Below are 17895 nucleotides of genomic sequence, written 5' to 3'. Positions count from 1 at the left end.
GATTGGCGAGCTGGCAGCAAGATTACCGCGCGCGATATCGCAGCCACCAACGATCACCGCGTGGGCGGCGAAGCCGCCCACCCTACGGGTACGTCATCCACGTCGATGGTGACGCATCAAACAAAAAAGCCGCCCGAAGGCGGCTCCTCATCATCCAACCAGAGAGCCGGTCAGAACTCTTCCCACTCGTCCGCACCGGCGGTCGCAGTCGCACGCGCCGCCGGCTTGGCCGGCGCTGCAACCACCGGCGCCTTCTTCACCGGACGCGCGGCCGGCGCGGCGCGCACGGCCAGGGCGCGCGCCGGGGCGGCAGCCGCGGCCTTGGCAGGAGCGGCGTGGGCGTCGAGCTTGAACACGCCGACCACCTGGGCCAGCTTGGCGGCCTGGTCCTGCATCGAGGCGGCGGCGGCCGCCGATTCCTCGACCAGGGCGGCGTTCTGCTGGGTGACCTGGTCCATCTGGCCGATGGCGGCGTTGACCTGCTCGATGCCGCCGGTCTGTTCCTGGCTGGCGTGGGTAATCTCGGCCATGATGTCGGTGACGCGGCGGATCGATTCGACCACCTGTTCCATGGTCGCGCCGGCCCGGTCGACCAGCTTCGCTCCGAGGTCGACCTTGTCCACCGAGTCGCCGATGAGAAGCTTGATTTCCTTGGCCGCGGCGGCCGAACGTTGGGCCAGGGTGCGCACTTCGGAGGCCACGACGGCGAAGCCGCGGCCCTGTTCGCCGGCACGGGCCGCCTCGACGGCGGCGTTCAGCGCCAGGATGTTGGTCTGGAACGCGATGCCGTCGATGACGCCGATGATGTCGACGATCTTGCGCGAGGATTCGTTGATCGAGCCCATCGTGGTGATGACTTCGCCGACCACGGCGCCGCCCTGGACCGCGATTTCCGAGGCCGCGATCGAGAGCTGGTTGGCCTGGCGGGCATTGTCCGCGTTCTGGCGCACGGTGGTGGTCAGTTCTTCCATCGAGGCGGCGGTTTCTTCCAGCGCGGAAGCCTGCTGCTCGGTGCGGGCCGACAGATCGAGGTTGCCGGCCGAGATCTCGGTCGAGCCGGTGGCGATGGTGTCGGTGCCGGTACGTACTTCGCCGACGATGCGCACCAGGCTGTCGTTCATGTGACGCAGGGCGCGCAGCAGGGCGCCGGTTTCGTCCTTGCTGCTGGCGTCGATGCGGCGCGTCAGGTCGCCGCCGGCGACGGTTTCGGCCACTTCGACGGCGGTGCGGATCGGACGGGTGATGCCGGTGGTCAGCAGCCAGGACAGCGCGGCGCCGAGCAGGACCGCGCAGGCGGTGAGGGCGCCGATCACGGTCTGGCTACGCTCAGCCTTGGCGTCGATCGCCTTGGCGGTCGCATCGATGCTGGCGCGCTGCATGACGACCAGTTCCTGCAGCAGTTCCTGGTACAGCTGGGCGGCCGGGGTGAAGCTCTTGTCGAGCAGGCGCGCCGCTTCTTCCTCGTTGCCATCGGCCTTGGCCTTGACGGCGCCGTCGCGCGATGCGCTGTACAGCTTGCGCTGCTCGAGGATCTTCGCGAACTGGGCTTTTTCCTGCTCGCCATCGATCAGCGGCTCGATCTGCTTGAGCAGTTCGGCCGCCTTTTTCACCGAGGCGGCCGAGTCTTCCTTGAAGTAGGGGCCGAGCGCGGGGTCGCTGCTCTTGACGATGGCGGCGGTACGGCGGATCGAAGCGAAGTTCAGGGTATACCAGTCGGTGATTAGGCGTTCCTTGGTCAATGGCGCGGACATCATTGTCCGGGTGCCGTCAGCCACTTCGTTCAGGCGCCACACGCCGGCACAGGCGATGAGCACGGTCATGGCCAGGATCAGCGCAAAGCCGAGACCCAGGCGTTTGCCGATCTTGATGTTGGAGATGAAACCCATTACAGCATTCCTTCTGGTATTGGTGAGAGAGAGAGAGAGGGGCGTCATCGTCGCTCGTCCGGGGGTGGAAAACCTGCCTGACAATGCATGCCGGAAACCCTTGCAGGCTGGGGATTCTACGGAGAAATAATGCTCATAGCCAATAAAAAGAGACGAAAGGAAATTTTTACGACACTTTTAGTGATTGAGCATACACTGTTAATTGTTAAATATTGCTTTGCGGAAACTGGCTTGTTACGCTTGCGGCCCTCGAAAGTTTGCAATAGATTTTTGTCTCACCCTCTGCGCATCAGCGCGCTTTCACTGAAGAAGCTCATGAAATCATCGACCCGACTCCTGCAACACCTGTTCCTGGCCGCCGCCAGCCTCGCCGGCGCTGCGCATGCCGCCGCCCTGCCGCCGCAGATCGCCGCCCAGCTCGACAAGGACTACCCGGCCGTCGAAGCCCTGTACCAGCACCTGCACCGCAATCCCGAACTGGCCTTCGCCGAACACGAAACCGCCAAGACCCTGGCCGAGCGCGTCAAGGCCCTCGGCTTCGAAGTGACCACCGGCGTCGGCGGCACCGGCGTCGTCGCGATCCTGAAGAACGGCGCCGGCCCGACCGCGATGCTGCGTACCGAGATCGACGGCCTGCCGGTGCAGGAAAAGACCGGCCTGCCGTTCGCCAGCACCAAGACCGTCAAGAACGCCGCCGGCGAGACCGTCGCGACCATGCACGCCTGCGGCCACGACGTCCACATGTCGGCCTGGTACGCCACCGCCAAGCTGATGGCCGAAAACCGCAAGCTGTGGAGCGGCACCCTGATGCTGGTCGGCCAGCCGGCCGAAGAGCCGCTGACCGGCTCGGCCGCGATGCTCAAGGACGGCCTGTTCACCCGCTTCCCGAAGCCGGACTACGCGCTGTCGATGCATGACGAAGGCACCCTGCCGGCAGGCACCGTCGGCTACCACGCCGGCCACTTCCGCGCCTCGGCCGATACCGTCACCATCACCCTGTTCGGCCAGGGCGGCCACGGCGCCACGCCGCAGGAAACCCGCGACCCGGTCGTGCTGTCGGCACGCGTCGTGATGGCCCTGCAGACCCTGATCTCGCGCGAGAACAACCCGGCCGACCCGGTCGTCATCACCGTCGGCAGCATCCACGGCGGCACCCAGGCCAACATCGTGCCGGACCAGGTCAAGCTGCAGCTGACCGTGCGCACCTTCAAGCCGGAAGTGCGCCAGCGCGTCCTGGCCAGTATCCAGCGCGAAGTGAAGGGCGAGGCGATGGCCGCCGGCATGCCGAAGGAGCCGCTGGTGGAAATCAAGCCGGGCGCCGACTCGGTCTACAACGATCCCGAGCTGACCGCACGCGCCGTCACCGCGATCCAGGGCGCCCTGGGCGCCGACAAGGTGGTCGAGATGCCGGCCAAGATGACCTCGGAAGACTTCGCCAACTACGGCCAGGCCGGCGTCAAGGCCATCCTGCTGCACGTCGGCGCCGTCGAACCGGGCAAGCTGGCCGCCGCACGCGCCGCCGGCAAGTACCCGCCGGGCACCCACTCGCCGCAGTGGGCGCCGGACTTCAAGCCGACCGTGCGTTCGTTCATCGCGGCTGAAACCGCGATACTGCTGGACCTGCTGAAGCCGGGCCAGAAGTAATAGGGAAATAAAACTGCGGCATGCCTCATCGAGGCGTGCCGCGGCCACAAACGATAACGCCGGCGTCATGCCGGCGTTATCGTTTGTGGATGGGGCGACGATGACGCACTCGCCGTCACAGCGTGGACTCGGGAGTCCACCCTACGATGCCTTGCCGTTGTAGGGTGGACTCCCGAGTCCACGCGGTATCACCATCCGAACACCCGCGCCAAAAAACGCCCGGCGAACCGGGCGGCTGCATCGATCACGCCAAGCCGCGATCAGAACGCTTCCCACTCGTCCGCACCCGCGGTCGCGCGCGCCGCCGTCTTGACCGGCGCCGTTTTCAACGGACGCGCGGCCGGCTTGGCGCGCACGAGGGCGCGTGCGGGTGCGGCCACGGCCGCAGCCACGGCCGGAACGACCTGCGCATCCAGCTTGAACACGCTCACCACCTGCGCCAGCTTGGCCGCCTGGTCCTGCATCGACCCGGCCGCGGCCGCCGATTCCTCGACCAGGGCCGCGTTCTGCTGGGTCGACTCGTCCATCTGGCCGATCGCCGCGTTGACCTGTTCGATGCCGCCGGTCTGTTCCTGGCTGGCGTGGGTGATCTCGGCCATGATGTCGGTGACGCGGCGGATCGATTCGACCACCTGTTCCATGGTCGCGCCGGCCTGGTCGACCAGCTTCGCTCCCTGGTCGACCTTGTCCACCGAGTCGCCGATGAGGGTCTTGATTTCCTTGGCCGCGGCGGCCGAGCGCTGGGCCAGGGTACGCACTTCGGAGGCCACGACCGCGAAGCCGCGGCCCTGTTCGCCGGCACGCGCCGCCTCGACGGCGGCGTTCAGCGCCAGGATATTGGTCTGGAAGGCGATGCCGTCGATGACGCCGATGATGTCGACGATCTTGCGCGAGGATGCGTTGATCGAGCCCATGGTGGCGATCACCTGGCCGACCACGGCGCCGCCGTCGACGGCCACGTTGGAAGCGGTGATCGCAAGCTGGTTGGCCTGGCGCGCATTGTCCGCGTTCTGGCGCACGGTGGTGGTCAGCTGTTCCATCGAGGCGGCGGTCTGTTCGAGCGCGGAGGCCTGCTGCTCGGTGCGGCTTGATAAATCGAGGTTGCCGGCGGCGATTTCGCCGGACGCGTTGGCGATGGTGTCGGTGCTGCCGCGGACCTCGGTGACGATCGCCACCAGGCTCTCGTTCATGTGGCGCAGGGCGCGCAGCAGGGCGCCGGTCTCGTCGCGGCCGTTGGCCTCGATGCGGCGCGACAGGTCGCCGCTGGCCACGGTCTCGGCCAGCGCCACCGCTTCGCGGATCGGACGCACGATGCCGCGCGTGAGCAGCCAGGACGACACGGCGCCGAGCAGCACCGCCAGCACCGCGAGCGCGCCGATCAGCTTCTGGCTCGCGGCGGCGCTTTCCTGGTTGGCCTGGGCCGCGGCGGCGATGTGCGCGTGCTGCATGGCGACCAGCTGCTGCACCGATTCCTGGTAGGCCGTCGCGGCCGGGGTGAACTGCTGGTCGAGGATCTGCGCCGCGAGCGCCGCGTCGCCGGCGGCCTTGGCCTTCACCGCCTCGTCGCGTGCCTTTGTATAGATCTTGCGCTGCTCGCCGATGCGGTCGAACAGGGCTTTTTCGGCGCCTGCGGCGATCAGGGGTTCGATCTGCTTGATCAGTTCGGTCGAGCGGGCGCCGGTCCTGGCGGCGTCTTCCTTGAAGTAGGCGCCGAGCGAATCGTCGCTGCTCTTGGCGATCGCCGCGGTACGGCGCACGGCGGCGAAGATCTGCGTATACCACTCGGTGATCATGCGTTCCTTGGCCAGCGGCGCGTCCAGGACGGCGGCGCTGCGCGCGGCGCTGTCGTGCAGGCGCAGCATGCCGACGGCGGCGATCAGCAGGGTGGTCGCGAGCGTCAGGGCAAAGCCGGCGGCGAGGCGTTTTCCGATATTCAGATTGTTGAAGAAACCCATGATGGTCAGATATAACGATGGCGGGATCTTCATATTTCATTGATGAATATCAATGTCTATTGCATTGTGGAAAACACTTATATGAACTAGCGCAAGGAGGAAGTTTGCTGTTGTCATTACGAAACAGCTCTCGGTCAAGCGCGATGCCGCAGGCTGAAAACAGTGCATTCCAGCATGCTTCTCCCTCGCGATGAAGAAGTGTTGGCCTGTTTAAGGTATAATTTCTATTTCCCGCGCGTGCCGTTCGGCACCTTCAGCACAATGACCAAATTTGTATTCGTCACTGGCGGCGTCGTGTCTTCCCTGGGCAAGGGGATCGCGGCCGCTTCCCTCGCCGCGATCCTCGAATCGCGCGGCCTCAAAGTCACCCTGCTCAAGCTCGATCCCTACATCAACGTCGACCCCGGCACGATGAGCCCGACCCAGCACGGTGAAGTCTTCGTCACCGACGACGGCGCAGAGACCGACCTCGACCTCGGCCACTACGAGCGCTTCATCAGCACCCGCATGAAAAAGGTGAACAACTTCACCACCGGCCAGATCTACGAATCGGTGATCCGCAAGGAACGCCGCGGCGAGTACCTCGGCAAGACCGTGCAGGTGATCCCGCACATCACCAACGAGATCCAGGATTACATCCGCCGCGGCGCCGAAGGCGTCGACGTGGCGCTGGTGGAAATCGGCGGCACCGTCGGCGACATCGAGTCGCTGCCCTTCCTGGAAGCGGCGCGCCAGCTGTCGCTGCGCGTGGGCCGCAAGGGCGCTGCTTTCGTGCACCTGACCCTGGTTCCGTACATCTCGACCGCCGGCGAACTGAAGACCAAGCCGACCCAGCATTCGGTGCAGAAGCTGCGCGAGATCGGCATTTCGCCGAACGCGCTGCTGTGCCGCGCAGACCGCCGCATCCCGGACGACGAGCGCGCCAAGATCTCGCTGTTCGCCAACGTCGAAGAGCAGGCCGTGATCTCGGTGTGGGACGTCGACACCATCTACAAGGTGCCGCAGGTGCTGAACGACCAGGGCCTGGACGACATCATCCTGGAAGCGCTGGGCCTGGAAGCGCCGGCGGCCGACCTGTCGATGTGGACCCGCCTGATCCAGACCATGGAGAACCCGAAGCACGAGGTGACCATCGGCATGGTCGGCAAGTACGTCGACCTGATCGAATCGTATAAATCGCTGACCGAGGCGCTGCGCCACGCCGGCATCCACACCGAAAGCCGCGTCAACATCGAATACCTGGACTCGGAAGAAATCGAGACCAAGGGCTGCGATCACCTGGCCAAGTACGACGCCATCCTGGTTCCGGGCGGCTTCGGCAAGCGCGGCGTGGAAGGCAAGATCATGGCCGCGCGCTATGCCCGCGAGAACAAGATCCCTTACCTCGGCATCTGCCTGGGCATGCAGGTCGCGCTGATCGAGTACGCGCGCCACATGGCCGGCCTGCCGAACGCCAACTCGACCGAGTTCGACCTGGACACCGACCAGCCGGTCGTGGCCCTGATCAACGAATGGCAGAACCACGACGGCAAGGTCGAAAAGCGCGACGAGAACTCGGACCTGGGTGGTACGATGCGCCTGGGCGCCCAGACCTGCGCGGTGAAGCCGGGCACGCTGGCCGCCGAGATCTACGGCAGCGTCGTCACCGAGCGTCACCGTCACCGCTACGAGGCCAACAACTACTACCTGCCGAAGGTGGAAGCGGCCGGCATGGTGGTCGCGGCGCGCACCCCGAACGAAGACCTGTGCGAGATCATGGAACTGCCGCGTGAAGGCGAAAATGCGCACCCGTGGTACATGGGCGTGCAGTTCCACCCCGAATTCAAGTCGACCCCGCGCAGCGGCCATCCGCTGTTCACTTCCTTCATCCAGGCGGCCCTGGCGCACCAGGCGGCCAACCCGAAGGTGGCGGCGAACGAACAAGCTTTGCAAGGAGACGTAGCATGAAACTGTGTGGTTTCGACGTAGGCCAGGAACACCCGATCTTCCTGATCGCCGGCACCTGCGTGATCGAGTCGCGCCAGATGGCGCTCGACACGGCCGGCACCCTGAAGGAAATCACCAGCGCGCTGGGCATCCCCTTCATCTATAAATCGTCGTTCGACAAGGCCAACCGCTCGTCGGGCAAGTCGTTCCGCGGCCCCGGCCGCGAAAAAGGCCTGGAGATCCTGGCCGACGTGCGCCGCGAGCTCGGCGTGCCGGTGCTGACCGACGTGCACGACGAAGAGATGATCGCCGAAGTGGCGAGCGTGGTCGACGTGCTGCAGACCCCGGCCTTCCTGTGCCGCCAGACCGATTTCATCAACGCCTGCGCGCGTTCGGGCAAGCCGGTCAACATCAAGAAGGGCCAGTTCCTGGCCCCGGGCGACATGAAGAACGTGATCGACAAGGCACGCGCCGCCGCGCGCGAAGCGGGCCTGAACGAAGACAACTTCATGGCCTGCGAGCGCGGCGCCTCGTTCGGCTACAACAACTTGGTCTCGGACATGCGTTCGCTCGCCATCATGCGCGAATCGAACTGCCCGGTGGTGTTCGATGCCACCCACTCGGTGCAGCTGCCGGGCGGGCAGGGCACGTCCTCGGGCGGCCAGCGCGAGCACGTCCCCGTGCTGTCGCGCGCCGCGGTGGCGGCCGGTGTCGCCGGCCTGTTCATGGAAACCCACCCGGATCCGGCCAATGCGCTGTCGGATGGCCCGAACGCCGTCCCGCTGGGCCGCATGAAGGAACTGCTGACGACCCTGGTCGAGCTCGACCGCGTGGTCAAGCGTGCGGGCTTCCTCGAGAACAGCTTCAAGGCATAATTAGATAATTCGATTATCAAGCATGAAAGTCGAGGCGCCTGTGCGGCGCCTCGACTTTCATGTGCGCCACGATTTTTTACCTTTTGGAGAGTAAACCATGAGTGCTATCGTTGACATCATCGGCCGCGAGATCATCGACTCGCGCGGCAATCCCACCGTCGAATGCGACGTGCTGCTCGAATCGGGCGTGATGGGCCGTGCCGCCGTGCCGTCGGGCGCATCGACCGGTTCGCGCGAAGCGATCGAACTGCGCGACGGCGACCCGAAGCGTTACTTCGGCAAGGGTGTGCTGCAGGCCTGCGAGAACATCAACACCGAAATCAGCGAAGCAATCATGGGCCTGGACGCGAACGAGCAGGCCTTCCTCGACCGTACCCTGATCGACCTGGACGGCACCGAGAACAAGAGCCGCCTGGGCGCGAACGCGATGCTGGCCGTGTCGATGGCCGTGGCCAAGGCCGCCGCCGAGGAAGCGGGCCTGCCACTGTACCGCTACTTCGGCGGTTCGGGCGCGATGCAGATGCCGGTGCCGATGATGAACGTCATCAACGGCGGCGCCCACGCCGACAACAACCTGGACATCCAGGAATTCATGATCATCCCGGTCGGCGCGCCTTCGTTCAAGGAAGCCATGCGCTACGGCGCCGAGGTGTTCCACACCCTGAAGAAGATCCTGCACGCCAAGGGCCTGGCGACCTCGGTCGGCGACGAAGGCGGCTTCGCGCCGAACGTGGCCAACCACGAGGAAGCGATCAAGCTGATCATGCAGGCGATCGAGGAAGCCGGCTACCAGGCGGGCAGCGACATCGCCATCGGCCTGGACTGCGCCGCCAGCGAATTCTACAAGGACGGCAAGTACGTGCTCGAAGGCGAGGGCCTGACCCTGTCGTCGACCGACTTCACCAACATGCTGGCGACCTGGTGCGACAAGTACCCGATCATCTCGATCGAGGACGCGATGGCCGAAGGCGACTGGGAAGGCTGGGGCATCCTGACCGAGGCCCTGGGCAAGAAGGTGCAGTTGGTGGGCGACGATTTATTCGTCACCAACACCAAGATCCTGAAAGAAGGCATCCAGAAGAACATCGCCAACTCGATCCTCATCAAGATCAACCAGATCGGCACCCTGACCGAGACCTTCGCCGCCATCGAGATGGCCAAGCGCGCCGGCTACACCGCCGTGATCTCGCACCGTTCGGGCGAAACCGAGGACTCGACCATCGCCGACATCGCCGTCGGCCTGAACGCCCTGCAGATCAAGACCGGCTCGATGTCGCGTTCGGACCGCATGGCCAAGTACAACCAGCTCCTGCGCATCGAGGAAGACCTGGGCGACGTGGCCAGCTACCCGGGCCGTGACGCGTTCTATAATCTGAAATAAGCCTGAAGTAAATCAACATCGTTCCACCACCGCCGGCCGATTGCAATGATCGGCCGGCGTATCATTTTCTGTCATGCGCCTGATTACGCTCGCCCTTGCCGCCTTGCTGTTGCTGATCCAGTACCCGCTGTGGTTGGGAAAGGGCGGCATGCTCGCCGTCGCCGACCTGCGCGACCAGGTCGCGCTGGCCCAGGCGCATACCGACGGGCTCAAGGCGCGCAACGCCAAGCTCGACTCCGAGGTGCGCGACCTGCGCGAGGGCCTCGGCGCCGTCGAGGAACGGGCGCGCCTGGAACTGGGCATGATCAAGCAGAACGAGATCTTCGTGCAGGTGCTGCGCAAGGACGAGCAGCCGGTCGAATCGATGACCGTACCGCCGCCTCCGCCGCCGCCGAAAGAGGCCAAGAGCACCGCCCCCGGCCCGACACACTGAACACCATGACTTCCCCGACCACTCCTGATGGCGCATCGGGCGATGCCGCCGCTTCCCTGACGACGCTCGAGGCGCTGGCCGCCTGGCTTGCCGCCGCTTTCGAATCCGGCGACACCGCCGTGCTGGTCGATGCCTTGGTCGTCGCGTCGCGCGCCGAAGGGACGGCCCACCTGGCGGCGGCCGCCGGCCTGCCGCAGGCTGAACTGCGCGCCGCTTTCGCCAATGGCGAACTGAGCCTGGACGCGACGCTGGCGATCATGAAGGTGATCGACCTGCATTTGCCGGGCGAGGCGCACTGATACCACAGGCTTCGGCGGCGTAGGGTGGGCGCCCCGTGCCCACGCGTGAACGATGAGCAGACGCAGCGTGTTGTAGACGCCAACACGACGCCGGCTTCACGCGTGGGCACGGGGGCGCCCACCCTGCGCTTGACGCACGCAAGGCGCTCCGTTTGCCCTAGAATGTTCGCTATCTCTTCACTGAAAAGCGAGCGCACCATGAGCCAGCAACATGCCGCAGGACCGTTCGACGTGACCGTCACTCCGCAAGGCCAGCCCGCGGTGCACGATGGCGTGACGACCGGACGCATGACGATCGACAAGCGCTATCACGGCGCGCTGGAAGGCAGCGGCGTGGGCGAGATGCTGTCGGCGATGACGACGACCGAAGGCTCGGCCGGCTACGTGGCGATCGAGCGCGTGAGCGGCAAGCTGGACGGCAGGAGCGGCAGCTTCGTGGTCCAGTACAGCGGCACGATGGCGCGCGGGGCGCAGGCGCTGTCGATCACGGTCGTGCCCGATTCGGGCACCGGGGAACTGGCGGGGATTGCCGGCACGATGCGCATCCGCATCGAGGAGCGCCAGCATTTCTACGAATTCGATTACGTCCTGCCCGAGGCTTAGCCCCGGGCAGGAGCGGACGGCACGCGGCGGGCAGGCGCTGCCCGCCGCGGTCATCTTAGTCCGACGAGGCCTCGCCCTGCGTCGCGCCGGCGCCTTGCTCCAGGAAGGAGCGCAGCATCCAGGCATTCTTCTCGTGTACGTCCATGCGTGCGGTCAGCATGTCGGCGGTCGGGAAGTCGTCCAGCTCGTCGGCGATCTTCACGCCTTCGCGCATGGTGCGGACGATGATTTCGTTGCCGTCGACCAGCTGGCGGATCATTTCCTTGGCCGAGAGTACTTCCGGCTCTTCCTTGATGTTCGACAGTTCGGCATAGCGCTTCGACGTGGCCGGGGCGAAATGGCCCAGCGAACGAATGCGCTCGGCGATTTCATCGAGCGCATTCCACTGCTCGGTGTACTGCTCCTCGAACATCACGTGCAGGGTCGAGAACATCGGCCCGGTGACGTTCCAGTGGAAGTTGTGGGTTTTCAGATAAAGCATGTAGGCGTCCGCCAGGACGGTCGAGAGCGACTCGACGATCTTCGCGCGGTCCTCGGTATTGATGCCGGTATCCATGTGCATTGCGATTCTCCTGTGGTCAAGTATCAGTGCGGGTGGAAGTTGTAGCACTGCTAACAAATCACAGCTTAGCACCGGCGCGAAAATCATGCGGTACGATAACCCGGTTCAATGCCGGTACATGGGCCGCAGCTCAGGCGGGGGCGAGCGTCTGCAGGATCGCACGGACGGCATCCGGAATCGGCACCGACTTGTTGCTGCGCCGGTCGACGTAGACGTGCACGAAATGCCCGGCCGCGGCCGGCAAGCCATCGTCGTTGCGGTAGAGCGCGATCTCGTAGCGCACGCTCGAATTGCCCAGTTTGGCAACCCGGACGCCGACGTGGATGAGGTCGGGGAAGGAGATGGAGCTGAAGTAGGAGCAGCCGGTCTCGACGACGAAGCCGACGATGTCGTCCTTGTGGATGTCGAGCACGCCGCGGTCGACCAGGTAGCGATTGACCGCGGTGTCGAAGAAACTGTAGTAGTTGACGTTGTTGACATGCCCGTAGCTGTCGTTGTCCATCCAGCGGGTCGGCAGGGCGACCATGTGGGGAAAGGCGGAGCGGGGCGTGTCGCGCATCGTCAGGGGTTCCTTTGATTAGTGTTTCGTGTCTTCGGCCGGCGTCATCGCATCCGACGCGATCGGGGTGGCGAACAGCTGGGCGCAGTCGACCTTGTCGAAGGCGTAGTGCTTGCCGCAGAAATCGCAGTTGATGCCCAGTTCGCCCAGGTCGGCCAGCGCCGACTCGACTTCTTCCTGGCCCAGCATCTTGAGCATGTTGCCGACCTTTTCGCGGGTGCAGCTGCAGTGGAACTGCGGATGCTGCGGGTCGAACACGCGAATCGTTTCTTCCCAGAACAGGCGGGTCAGCAGGGTCTGGATGTCGGTCGTCAGCAGCTCTTCCTGCTTCAGGGTGCTGCCCAGCATCACGGCGCGGTTCCAGGTTTCCAGGTCTTCCTCTTCGGTCGCCTGTTTCACCTGGTCATCCTTGCCGGTGTGGCGCGGCAGTTTCTGCAGCAGCAGGCCGCGCGAGACCTGGTCGTCGGCCGCCAGCCACAATTTGGTGTCCATCTGTTCCGAGCGCAGCATGTAGTTCTCGATGACGGTCGCCATGTTCTCGCCGTGCAGCGGCACGATGCCCTGGTAGGGCTGCTGGCCCGGCACCTTGTCGGCCGGATCGAGGGTGATCACGAAACGGCCGCGGCCGTTCGCGTTCAGCAGATCGGTCAGGCTGGCGTCGTCCGCCACCTCGGCGTCCGGCGCCAGTTTTGCCGTGGCGCGGATGCGCAGACCGGCGTCGCATTCGACCACCAGCAGGCGCACCGGGCCGTCGCCGTGGATCTGCATCACGATCGCGCCGTTGAACTTCAGGTTGGCCGACAGCAGGGCGCTTGCCGCCACCATTTCGCCCAGCATGGCGCGCACGGCCTTGGGGTAGCCGTGGCGGGCCTGGATCTCGCGCCAGGTGTCGGAAATCTCGACCAGCTCGCCGCGCACGGCGGCGTTGTCGAAGATGAATTTCTGCAGGGTGTCCTTGGTGTCTACTGTCGTCATTGTCTATCCGATTTGCTTGAGCTGCGCCTTGAACAGCTGGCCGCGCGCCACATAACTGGCGGCATTGGCCTGCAGGCGCAGCAGGTCTTCTTCCGTGAGGGTACGCACCGCTTTCGCCGGCGTACCGATGATGAGCGAGTTGTCGGGAAATTCCTTGCCCTCGGTAACCAGTGCTCCGGCACCGACCAGGCAACCCTTGCCGATCTTTGCGCCGTTCAGGATCACGGCCTGGATGCCGATCAGCGAGCCATCGCCCACCGTGCACCCGTGCAGCATCGCCTGGTGGCCGACGGTGACGCCTTTGCCGAGCGTGAGCGGGTAGCCCATGTCGGTGTGCATCACCGTGCCTTCCTGCACGTTGCTGTTCTCGCCGATCGTGATCCGCTCGTTGTCGCCGCGGATCGTGACACCGAACCACACCGAGGCATTCGCCTCGATCGTCACTTTGCCGATCAGGTTGGCTGAATCGGCCACATAGGCCGACGCATCGATCTCGGGCGCATGCTCGCCCAGCTGGTAAATCGCCATGGATGTGCTCGCGGAAGGTTGAAGTACTGCTATTTTACGCCCTCGCGCCCGCCATCGCCCGATTGGCCCCATATGAAGATGACGGGCAGGAATTCAACGGCTTGCGTATAATTGAACGATCGTTCTTTTTTGACTGTCGACCCAGCCATGAAACCTTCCCGTTCCGAATTCCTCACCGTGCGCGGCCTGCGCACCCACGTGCGTCACTGGGGCCGCGAAGGCGCGCCGAAGATCTTCATGGCGCATGGCTGGATGGATGTGTCGGCCTCGTTCCAGTTCATTGTCGACTGCCTGGAAGGCGACTGGCACATCATCGCCCACGACTGGCGCGGCTTCGGCCTGTCGGAGCGCAGCCACTCCGACACCTACTGGTTCCCCGACTACGTCGCCGACCTCGACTTCCTGCTCGACCATTACTCCCCAAGCGAGCCGGTGAACCTGCTCGGCCACAGCATGGGCGGCAACGTCGTCAGCCTGTACGCCGGCGTGCGCCCCCAGCGCGTGAAGAAATTGATCAACCTCGAAGGCATCGGCCTGATGGGCAGCGTGCCCCAGCAGGCGCCCAAGCGCATGGCGAAGTGGCTCGACGAGCTGAAGAACCCGCCGACCATGAAGGGCTACGCCAGCCTGGAGGAGGTGGCGGGGCGGCTGCAGAAGACCAACCCGCGCCTGCCGGACGAGCGCGCGACTTTCCTGGCCGAACACTGGTCGGCGCGCAACGACGCGGGCGAGTACGAGATCCTGGGCGACCCCGCGCACAAGATGAACGGGCCGCTGCTGTACCACCTGGACGAGATGATCGCGGTCTGGAAGAAGATCACCGCGCCGGTGCTGTGGATCGAGGCGGCGGAGACGGAGATGTGGCGCTGGATGGGGCTGCAGGAAGAGATGCGGGCGGAAGTCGACCGGCGGCTGGCGCACATGGCGTCGGTCGAAGCCCATGTCGTGCCGGAGGCGGGGCACATGGTGCACCATGACCAGCCGGCGGTGCTGGCGCGCCTGATCGAGGCGTTTTTGACGCGTTGAATCGGTGATATGCACGGGGACGTGGGGCTGTTGCCTGTGCTGTTCGTGGTGCGCGCGATCCGCGTGGGCTCGAGAGCCCACCCTAATGTGATGGACTCCACCCTCCTGATATCGGCATCATTGTGCCAAGCGTGCCAGATTGGGCTGGCAAGCTAAAACAAGAGGGGGAGTCACCATGAATGCTAGCGCAAAAGTCGTTGGTTTGGATATTGCGAAGGACGTGTTCTTCGCGGTCGGGCTCGATGGACACGGCAAGCGGGTGTTCAAGCGTAAGCTTTCTCGAGACCAGGTGCTTGCGCAGTTCGCGCAGATGGCCCCGGCGATGATTGGTATCGAAGCCTGCGCAGGTTCGCATTACTGGGCACGCAAGCTCGTGGAAATGGGGCACGACGCCAAACTGATTGCGGCCCAACACGTCAGGGCATATGTCACTGGTAACAAAAACGACATGAACGACGCTGCTGCAATTGCCGAGGCACGCTCGCGCGGTTCGACCAAGTATGTGCCGATCAATACGGCTGCACAGCAAGATTTACAGATGCTGCACCGCGCTCGCAGCGCCCTGATGACAGAACGGGTGGCGATGATCAACAGGATCCGGGCATTTGCCGGCGAATATGGCCGGGTATTTCCCAAGCGCGTGGAAAGATTGCGCGACGGACTGAAAGCATGGCTGAACGATCCGGACAATGGTTTGTCTGGTATGGCCCTGGAGACATTCCGGGAGCTCAAGGCCCAGCTGGACGACAAGGACGAGAGGATTCAGGCGTACGACCGACGTTTGAATCAGGCAGCCAGGTCGGAACTGGCGAAGAAACTGATGGAAGTGCCGGGTGTAGGGCCGTTGACGGCAACGGCAGTGCAGGCAACGATCGCCGATCCGCACCACTACAAGAGCGCGCGAGACTTTGCAGCGAATTTAGGCCTCGTGCCACGCGAGCATAGCAGTGGAGGCAAGCAGCGCTTGTATGGCATTACCTGCAGGGGCGACAGCTACCTGCGCACCCTGCTCATACACGGAGCGCGCAGTGCGCTGAGAACAGCAAGCGGCAAGCCCGACAAGCTGCTGCAATGGGCAACAAGGCTGGCAGAACGGCGCAGTTTCAACGTTGCCGCGACTGCGCTGGCCAACAAGATGGCCAGGGTGATCTGGGCGCTGATCGCGCACGGACGTCCTTATGTTCCGGCCTGGTCGAAAGACACGCCCAGGCCGGCCTGAAAAGACTGTCGAGTAACTCAGCAACAACAAGGAGCAATCGCCAAGTTTGCGACGAGAAGAACGAATGATGCCAACAGGTCGAACCGGCGTCGGGTGAATCCGTAAACTGTAGTGGCCATCAAGGCCGTCACCCTATGAGGATCCTGACGCGCGTATCACATCAGGGCCAGAGCACTGGAAACGCTCAACATACAGGCCGAATAGATACAAGCAAACTCTTCCTAACGGCAAAAATTCAATCTTCTTCTTGCAAATCGGGTGGAGTCCATAGATACGGGATGCGTCGCGGGCCGAAAACCCGCGACGCGAGGGACGTAGCGTGGGCGGGTCTCCCGCCCACGCGTTCAACCGGCCTTAAATGACTGCAAACAATATTTGCACTCGCGGCCTTTCATGCAAATATCGTTTGCATACGGCTTATAGGTGCCGCACCTCCGCCGGCGGCGTTGTCCAGTTATCGTTGCGCCCATCGAAATACCTTACCGGCGCCGCAATCAATTCCTCGACGGGTGCATCGTCCAGGCTGGCCACCGTCACCGCCACGAACGGTCCCATCGCCGGCGATTCGCCGGTCGAGAACACGTTGATGCCGCAGCCACGGCAAAAGTAATGCCCGTCGCGCCGCGTGTGGAAGCGGTATTCGCCCAGCGCCTGCGCGCCTTCCAGTAGACGGAATTGCGATGGCGTCACGGGCGCCGCCCAGAAGCGCATCTTGGTGCAGATCGTGCAGTTGCACTTGATCGTGCCCGCGGCCAGGTCGATGTCCGCTTCATAGCGCACCGCGCCGCAGTGGCAGCTGCCGTGGTAGGTCTTCATGTCGCTCGTCATGGATGTGAAAAAGGCAACTCTAGCATTGTCCAGGCACCCACAGGAAGAGGCGTCCCGGCCGCGTCGCACCGCGCGGCGATTGCGGCGTACAATGTCCGCTCCGTCCAGTATCCGCAAGCGCGCCGCCCCATGCTGAAAGTCGACCTTCACTGCCATTCCAACGTTTCCGACGGCGTCCTCACGCCTGCCGCCGTGGCGGCCTATGCGCGCAAGGGCGGCGTCGATGCCTGGGCGCTGACCGACCACGACGAGGTCGGCGGCATCAAGGCGGCGCGCGCCGCGGCGGAGGAAGTGGGCATGCGCTTCGTGCCGGGCGTCGAGATTTCCGTCACCTGGGCCAACCAGACCGTGCACCTGGTCGGCCTGCACGTGGACGAGGACAACCCCGAACTGCTGGCGGGCCTGGCCGCGACCCGCCACGGCCGCGATGCGCGCGGGCGCGAGATCGCGGCGCAACTGGAAGCGGCCGGCATCCCCGGCGCCTACGAGGGCGCGCTGAAATACGTCGGCAACCCGGACCTGCTGTCGCGCACGCACTTCGCGCGTTACATCGTCGAGACCGGCTTTTGCAATACCACCCCGGAGGTCTTCCGCAAATACCTGACCGAAGGCAAGCCCGGCTACGTGCCGCACCGCTGGGCCACACTCGAAGAAGCGATGGACTGGATCCGCAGCGCCGGCGGCATTCCCGTGATCGCACACCCGGGCCGCTACAAGTTCGACGCCACCGCCGAGGGCGCGCTGTTCGACGAATTCCGCCAGCGCGGCGGCAATGCGATCGAGGTCGTGACCGGCAGCCATACGCCGGATCAATATGCAACCTATGCCGAGGTGGCGCGCCGCTACGGCTTCCTGGCCTCGCGCGGCACCGATTTCCATGCGCCGGGCGAGGCGCGGGTCGAGTTCGATGCCCTGCCGCCGCTGCCTGCCAGCGTGACGCCGGTCTGGCACGACTGGTTCTGAGACCTGCCGGGTTCCGCGTAGGGTGGGGTCATTGATGCCGGGGCATCAATGACGTGCCCACGCGGAAACGATGAGCAGACGCAGCGCATTGTAAACGCCAACACAACGCCGGCTTCACGCGTGGGCACGGGGCGCCCACCCTACGGCGCGGATACATCGTCCGTGTCACGTTCCTTAAGCCCGCCATAAGCGTCTACCCTTGAATTTTCCCGGGCCCAGCCTTATCTTGGCAG

Annotated in this window: 17 protein-coding genes; 10 read left to right on the top strand and 7 right to left on the bottom strand. The window is 64.4% G+C overall.

Annotation, left to right across the window (positions count from 1 at the left end; all coding sequences use genetic code 11):
* Window positions 1–170: 170 nt before the first annotated feature.
* Complete coding sequence (locus tag ACFOPH_RS12535) at window positions 171–1886, bottom strand: methyl-accepting chemotaxis protein (protein WP_379735547.1); 1716 nt, start codon at window positions 1884–1886, stop codon at window positions 171–173.
* 315 nt (window positions 1887–2201) lie between these two features.
* Between ACFOPH_RS12535 and ACFOPH_RS12530 the strand changes: the two genes are divergently transcribed.
* Window positions 2202–3530 carry an amidohydrolase gene (locus tag ACFOPH_RS12530; protein WP_312548098.1) on the top strand — a complete coding sequence of 443 codons (1329 nt, stop codon included), beginning with the start codon at window positions 2202–2204 and terminating at the stop codon, window positions 3528–3530.
* A gap of 260 nt (window positions 3531–3790) precedes the next feature.
* Here the strand turns inward: ACFOPH_RS12530 and ACFOPH_RS12525 are convergent, their stop codons facing one another.
* The gene (locus ACFOPH_RS12525) at window positions 3791–5485 is read right to left on the bottom strand and encodes a methyl-accepting chemotaxis protein (RefSeq protein ID WP_379737925.1); all 1695 of its coding nucleotides are present in this window, start codon (window positions 5483–5485) and stop codon (window positions 3791–3793) included.
* 261 nt (window positions 5486–5746) lie between these two features.
* Here ACFOPH_RS12525 and ACFOPH_RS12520 point away from each other — a divergent pair, with 261 nt between their 5' ends.
* The 6 genes from ACFOPH_RS12520 to ACFOPH_RS12495 all read left to right on the top strand — a co-directional run bounded on the left by ACFOPH_RS12520 (window position 5747) and on the right by ACFOPH_RS12495 (window position 11002).
* Window positions 5747–7432 carry a CTP synthase gene (locus ACFOPH_RS12520; protein WP_312548100.1) on the top strand — a complete coding sequence of 562 codons (1686 nt, stop codon included), beginning with the start codon at window positions 5747–5749 and terminating at the stop codon, window positions 7430–7432.
* Window positions 7429–8286, top strand: coding sequence for a 3-deoxy-8-phosphooctulonate synthase (gene kdsA / locus ACFOPH_RS12515; protein ID WP_312548102.1), 858 nt, complete (start codon window positions 7429–7431; stop codon window positions 8284–8286). The genes ACFOPH_RS12520 and kdsA overlap by 4 nt, the downstream gene beginning before the upstream one ends.
* A 97-nt stretch (window positions 8287–8383) precedes the next feature.
* A complete protein-coding gene (gene eno, locus ACFOPH_RS12510; RefSeq protein ID WP_312548104.1) occupies window positions 8384–9667 on the top strand; it encodes a phosphopyruvate hydratase in 1284 nt (427 codons plus the stop codon).
* Window positions 9668–9740: 73 nt separating this feature from the next.
* Window positions 9741–10100, top strand: a complete 360-nt coding sequence (gene ftsB / locus ACFOPH_RS12505) for a cell division protein FtsB (protein WP_312548105.1) — start codon at window positions 9741–9743, stop codon at window positions 10098–10100.
* 5 nt (window positions 10101–10105) lie between these two features.
* Complete coding sequence (locus ACFOPH_RS12500; protein ID WP_379735544.1) at window positions 10106–10399, top strand: hypothetical protein; 294 nt, start codon at window positions 10106–10108, stop codon at window positions 10397–10399.
* Window positions 10400–10597: 198 nt separating this feature from the next.
* Entirely contained in the window at window positions 10598–11002 is a 405-nt protein-coding gene (locus tag ACFOPH_RS12495) for a DUF3224 domain-containing protein (RefSeq protein ID WP_312548108.1), read from the top strand.
* 55 nt (window positions 11003–11057) lie between these two features.
* Here the strand turns inward: ACFOPH_RS12495 and ACFOPH_RS12490 are convergent, their stop codons facing one another.
* The 4 genes from ACFOPH_RS12490 to ACFOPH_RS12475 form a co-directional block, all read right to left on the bottom strand.
* Window positions 11058–11564: a Dps family protein gene (locus ACFOPH_RS12490; RefSeq protein WP_312548109.1), complete on the bottom strand. Its 507-nt coding sequence runs from the start codon at window positions 11562–11564 to the stop codon at window positions 11058–11060.
* Between the two features lie 130 nt (window positions 11565–11694).
* Window positions 11695–12123 (bottom strand): acyl-CoA thioesterase, encoded by a 429-nt coding sequence (locus ACFOPH_RS12485; protein WP_312548110.1) that lies wholly within the window; start codon window positions 12121–12123, stop codon window positions 11695–11697.
* Window positions 12124–12141: 18 nt separating this feature from the next.
* A complete protein-coding gene (gene hslO / locus ACFOPH_RS12480) occupies window positions 12142–13098 on the bottom strand; it encodes an Hsp33 family molecular chaperone HslO (protein WP_312548111.1) in 957 nt (318 codons plus the stop codon).
* Between the two features lie 3 nt (window positions 13099–13101).
* A complete protein-coding gene (locus tag ACFOPH_RS12475; RefSeq protein ID WP_312548112.1) occupies window positions 13102–13626 on the bottom strand; it encodes a gamma carbonic anhydrase family protein in 525 nt (174 codons plus the stop codon).
* A 147-nt stretch (window positions 13627–13773) separates the two neighbouring features.
* Here ACFOPH_RS12475 and ACFOPH_RS12470 point away from each other — a divergent pair, with 147 nt between their 5' ends.
* Together ACFOPH_RS12470 and ACFOPH_RS12465 are read left to right on the top strand one after the other, a co-directional pair.
* Window positions 13774–14652 (top strand): alpha/beta fold hydrolase, encoded by an 879-nt coding sequence (locus ACFOPH_RS12470; protein WP_312548114.1) that lies wholly within the window; start codon window positions 13774–13776, stop codon window positions 14650–14652.
* Window positions 14653–14827: 175 nt separating this feature from the next.
* Window positions 14828–15871 carry an IS110 family transposase gene (locus ACFOPH_RS12465; RefSeq protein ID WP_379732773.1) on the top strand — a complete coding sequence of 348 codons (1044 nt, stop codon included), beginning with the start codon at window positions 14828–14830 and terminating at the stop codon, window positions 15869–15871.
* A gap of 417 nt (window positions 15872–16288) precedes the next feature.
* Here the strand turns inward: ACFOPH_RS12465 and ACFOPH_RS12460 are convergent, their stop codons facing one another.
* Window positions 16289–16687 (bottom strand): GFA family protein, encoded by a 399-nt coding sequence (locus ACFOPH_RS12460; RefSeq protein ID WP_312548115.1) that lies wholly within the window; start codon window positions 16685–16687, stop codon window positions 16289–16291.
* A gap of 141 nt (window positions 16688–16828) precedes the next feature.
* Here ACFOPH_RS12460 and ACFOPH_RS12455 point away from each other — a divergent pair, with 141 nt between their 5' ends.
* The gene (locus tag ACFOPH_RS12455; RefSeq protein ID WP_379735540.1) at window positions 16829–17662 is read left to right on the top strand and encodes a 3',5'-nucleoside bisphosphate phosphatase; all 834 of its coding nucleotides are present in this window, start codon (window positions 16829–16831) and stop codon (window positions 17660–17662) included.
* Window positions 17663–17895 lie beyond the last annotated feature (233 nt).

Source organism: Massilia haematophila (assembly GCF_042647645.1).
Lineage (GTDB): Bacteria > Pseudomonadota > Gammaproteobacteria > Burkholderiales > Burkholderiaceae_D > Telluria > Telluria haematophila.
The sequence above is the reverse complement of the archived record's forward strand: the minus strand, read 5'-3'. Positions and strand labels throughout refer to the sequence as shown.